Source organism: Pseudomonas sp. ANT_J28, assembly GCF_008370005.1.
Taxonomy (GTDB): domain Bacteria; phylum Pseudomonadota; class Gammaproteobacteria; order Pseudomonadales; family Pseudomonadaceae; genus Aquipseudomonas; species Aquipseudomonas frigoris.
On record NZ_VOBM01000085.1, the window covers coordinates 1 to 4,379 of the forward strand.

General features: G+C 52.5%; 5 protein-coding genes. 1 reads left to right on the plus strand and 4 read right to left on the minus strand.

Going from position 1 to position 4,379, the window contains the following annotated elements; translation table 11 throughout:
• Positions 1-154 precede the first annotated feature (154 nt).
• On the minus strand, positions 155-544 hold the full coding sequence (locus FQ187_RS29585) for a helicase (protein WP_149632191.1): 390 nt from the start codon (positions 542-544) through the stop codon (positions 155-157).
• A 568-nt stretch (positions 545-1,112) separates the two neighbouring features.
• Here FQ187_RS29585 and FQ187_RS29590 point away from each other — a divergent pair.
• On the plus strand, positions 1,113-1,496 hold the full coding sequence (locus tag FQ187_RS29590) for a DUF6124 family protein (RefSeq protein ID WP_149632192.1): 384 nt from the start codon (positions 1,113-1,115) through the stop codon (positions 1,494-1,496).
• Between the two features lie 129 nt (positions 1,497-1,625).
• On the opposite strand, the gene FQ187_RS29595 is transcribed toward FQ187_RS29590, so the two are convergent.
• From FQ187_RS29595 to FQ187_RS29605, 3 genes are all read right to left on the minus strand, one after another.
• Positions 1,626-2,993, minus strand: coding sequence for a lysozyme inhibitor LprI family protein (locus FQ187_RS29595; RefSeq protein WP_149632193.1), 1,368 nt, complete (start codon positions 2,991-2,993; stop codon positions 1,626-1,628).
• 80 nt (positions 2,994-3,073) lie between these two features.
• Positions 3,074-3,598: a hypothetical protein gene (locus FQ187_RS29600; RefSeq protein ID WP_256667489.1), complete on the minus strand. Its 525-nt coding sequence runs from the start codon at positions 3,596-3,598 to the stop codon at positions 3,074-3,076.
• A 36-nt stretch (positions 3,599-3,634) separates the two neighbouring features.
• A complete protein-coding gene (locus FQ187_RS29605; RefSeq protein ID WP_149632194.1) occupies positions 3,635-4,081 on the minus strand; it encodes a hypothetical protein in 447 nt (148 codons plus the stop codon).
• Positions 4,082-4,379: the final 298 nt, after the last annotated feature.

The window sequence follows — 4,379 nt, forward strand, 5'->3', positions numbered from 1 at the left end:
CATCGAGGCGCGGGGCTACAACCCCACTCAGACGCCGGATAGATGAAAGCAAGCCAAACACGACATCAAAAACAGTATTGCAGAAAAGGGGGTAACCATAGATGTGGGAGCGGGCTTGCTCGCGAAGAATCCAACTCGGTCTAACTGGCGGACCTCAAGCCTTGGCTTTTGCCTTCGCCTTCCGCGGCTTCAAATACTTGGTCAACCCCTGAAACCAGATCACCAGCGCCGGGTTGCCCTTGATCTGAATCGACTTGTCCTGAATCCCCGTCATAAACGCCAACTGCTTGTTCTTCGCCTGCATCGTGGCAAAGCCATACGCCGCGTCTTTAAAGGCAACCGCAAACGCAGGCTCGGCATACACGCCCGACTTGCTGGTAATGCGCTGATCCTTCACAAAGAAATGCCGCGCCACTTTCCCGTCCAGGGTCTGCAGCTGAAACACCAATTCCTTGTCACCCAACTGCTGTTGAAATGCAGGATTAGTCCGACTGGCCTTACCCATCAACAAACCCAGCATCCACAGAAGAAAACGAAATTTCATGCGTACAGCCTCAAAATGAAAATGAACGGTCGGCGCAGTGTAGCGGCTTCAAGCGAGAACGCCACTATCTGGTTGCGTTAGAAGAAGATGCAGGTCTTTTTGACGCCAATGACTACCAAGTCACGCCAACCCGACGTTCCCACGCGCAGCAAAGGAATACATCCCGTGACGCTCCGCGTCACCTCTCGACACCATCCCTACACCTGAAGAAACACAATCCTGTAGCTGCCGAAGGCTGCGATCTTTTGATCTTGATCCCCTCAAACCTCTCGGACATTTCCTTCAACACGCCGGGCTGTCCGTGAACTAGGCAGTCTTCGGTATCACCGATAGTCTCTGGTGGTCGCCGCAAATCGGTGACACGGACGTGCAAGTCCGGCTCGGCATGCAATTGGTTATGGCTATTCATCGAGTGTTTTCTTATGCTCGCGAATCGTTATGGCAGCTGTGTATGGGAGACCTTCGGGTCTGCCGGTTTACCGAGTCGGTCTTGCACACCTATGCACAGCTGCCACCTCCTTCGAAGCAAGCGAAACGGTGTTAGCTCCTTAATCTCGGTATTACTCCTATGATCAAGCCAACACCTAATCCCCCCGAACACGAAGACACATCCCCCTACGAATCCTACGATTCGAAAAAACTCCACGAAGCCGCCGAGCGCGCCCTAGATCTTCACCTCGGCACCCCTGCGGATAAAAAACCTAAACGTCGCAATGGCGACCTCTTCATCGTCGCTCCCGACCTCCACACCGAAACCCTTCTGGCCAACGCCTCGGAAGACCTGCTTTCCATCAGCGCCATCGCCGCCGACCTGGCCGACAGTGTAGAAGGCTCACGCCGCTCCGTCGCACTGGCACTCAGCAGAATGGCGGTCGGTGTGCATCTGTTAGTGGAGCGAGCGCTGGACCATATTGATTCGCCGGATCCGGCGGAGCATCGGGCGAAGGTGTAGCAACTTCGCGAATAGAGAACGGGGGGCTTCGCATCCCCCCTTCTTGCTGAACCAAAGTCGCACCGAGCCTCAATACGATCGACCGGTTCAACGTCCCCTTCTTCAACGTTTATATCTGCACAGCGAAATTCACAGACAGTGACTGGCCTTTATGTCTGAGCCTTGCGAAACCAAGCGCTTCACGCCGTCGCTACCCTGCGGGTGGCCTTTATCAGCGGACAACTGATAACAGGCCAACGCCCGGGACAGATCCTTCGTTCCCAACTGGCCACTTTCAAAAGAAGAACCCAGATAGCTCATCGCATCTGTGGAGCCCATGGAAACCGCGCGAATAACTTCCCTTTCTGCCTCCTCGGGGTGCAGGCAAGGGCCGTTATAGTCGGTGGAATTACCGTTACAAAAGTACGTGGCATAACCCAGCGCGCCGCTCGCTGTCGTCGATGCCGCTTTGAACAAAGCCTCAAGCTTGCTGGTTTCCAATTGAGGCGCCATCTGCGAAAGACTCAAACTTGCCGCCGACAGACTCGCCTGTGGATCACCCGACTCTGCAGCGCATACATAGTTTTCCAGGGACGCTTCAAACAGTTCTTTAGTCAGCCGGTATTGCTCCATCGCGCCTAAACCACCCAACCCCTCTGCACGTTGATAGCAGAAGCTTTCGGCGCGGCTCATTCCGGGTTTACTGGATGCAACAAGCTCCTTCTCGCTGATTGACCAGTCTTCGACCCCCACAAGCGCCCAGCACGCCTTTCGAGAAAAGTTAAAAATCTTGATGTTGCTGTTACCCGCTCGTTTATCCACAACGTTAACGTGACTGTCGTCGACTTGTTCGATCTCAACCCCTTCAGTCTTGCCTTTCCCCACCGCAGCCATCAACGGAAACGCCAAACTGGAGCCTGTTTCCCCAGTAATGGACGGTTCGAATCGGCCCGGGTCTTCTGTACGCTTTAACACCAGCATCTTCACCGCCAGCGCAGTGAGGCGCCTCTGGGATTCAGCATTAGCGGAAAACACCGGTAGAAACTGAGCAAAGTCCTGAGATGGACACGAGACATCTGACCCACGCCCAACAGCCGAACCACTCACGATGTCGGGCGCAGTATTGTCTAGAAAGACTGAACGCTCGCGGCTCATTCTCGCGACGCAGTTATTCACGGTCGTCACGTAGGCAGAAGTACCCGACTTAATCTCAAACGCTTCGAGCGGACAATTTGCGTCACGCAGCTTTATCCACGCGCGCTGTGCTTCTTTGACCTTCGCCGTATACGCTGTCCCCGTGTCGGGTTCGGCTTGATACTGAGTTTCGAGTCGAGCCATCAGTTGGTGATAACTCGTATTCAACTGTGAGTCGGCAGCAACCTTCGATACCTCAGAGCACTTATCAACTTGTTGGCTTGTGGTGTTCTCGGTGCATTCGTCCCGAGCAAGTGCGACTGAAACCGGTAGAACGGCCTGGCATGTCAGTGCACAAAGAGCCCCTAAAAAAAAGCGTTTCACTGTCTTCTATCCTTGATCTATTCAGATGAAATCCAAGCAACCTAATCTGAGGAAAAATTGGGTACATACACATCAGCGGCTTACTCGGATTGCCCTTCATAGCGCTGTGCCTGAGGATTAAAACGCCACAGATGCGGGCGGGTCATCGCTTTGTCGTCTTTGTATCGAATCTGACCGAGGGAGTTTCTGATGTAGGAGTAGATCTCGATATCCTTGAAATCGCCACCATCCTTGGGAGCGTCATCCAGCACCTTGACCCCGGCAAAGTAATCACCACCCGCATGCTTCAGGTAGCCACGGCACTGGATCAGAAAGGCGAATGTGCTGTCCATGGACGAACCGATACCTACACGGGAGTTGAAGATAAAATCTTCGACGCCATCGCCATTGAGATCGCCGCGGTACACGACGTGACCAGGATCAACGGAAAACTCTTTCCCGTCGAAGCTCGAAACTATGTCTTCGGGACCATCGCCTCTATCCGACCATTGTGAAAGGAAGTATTTGGAGTCGTTCTCAGGATTGCAAAGAACCGATGCAATGGCTGTAACTGGCATCCAACTTACGAGCAATAAAAGCAGCCTATTCAAAATTAAATTTTTCACCGTGTTCAATCCTTTATTCGTTCAGGTTCTACGCTTCTAAAAGCGAGTCACGCATTGGTTTGGAACATTCATTTCCCAGTAGGTACTGATCAACGCTTTACGTTTGCTCTCTATACGAAGATTGACGAAACCATCGCCGCAATCGGGCTGTAACTCCTCAAAGGTGCTGGATTTTGGTTGGTAAACAAAAATCCTGTAGTAATCGAAAGTGCCCATTCCGTCATCAATTTGCGAGACAGCGAAATCCTTCATACCGTCGAAATTGAAATCGTTGATCTGCACATGCAATTCGTTTTCAGCTTGAAAGTCGATTGTCCGGGATTCGTTATGGGCCTCGCTTTTAACGGCGACTGTTAGCATGGGACCTTCCAACACGAGCGTCGCTTCGACGTTTTTGGTTGGGCTGAATGTGATTACATCGGCAAACACTGGTGCCGTCCACAGCAGGCCGAGCAATGATAGGGCTAGATACTTGAATCGCATGTGCTCGCCCTATTCCCACTTACATCCAGCTTCCAAAGAAGAGTCGATACTGGTGTTAATCATGAAGCTGTACTCCTTGCCACTGGACTTCTTCGTGTACAGCATCGAGACGATCTGCGCCCCTTGGGTCACCTCTTCATAGGTTCCCGTGACCTTGCCTCCCACGACTTCTGTAAGCGCTCCATGAAGCCCACATTCCAAGTCGAAATCTGATGCTCGAAGCTGTGCTCCCCAACTCTTTCTGGAGCCAGCACCTCATGATGCGACCCGATGCAAAAGTCGAAAAAGTGTACCTCTA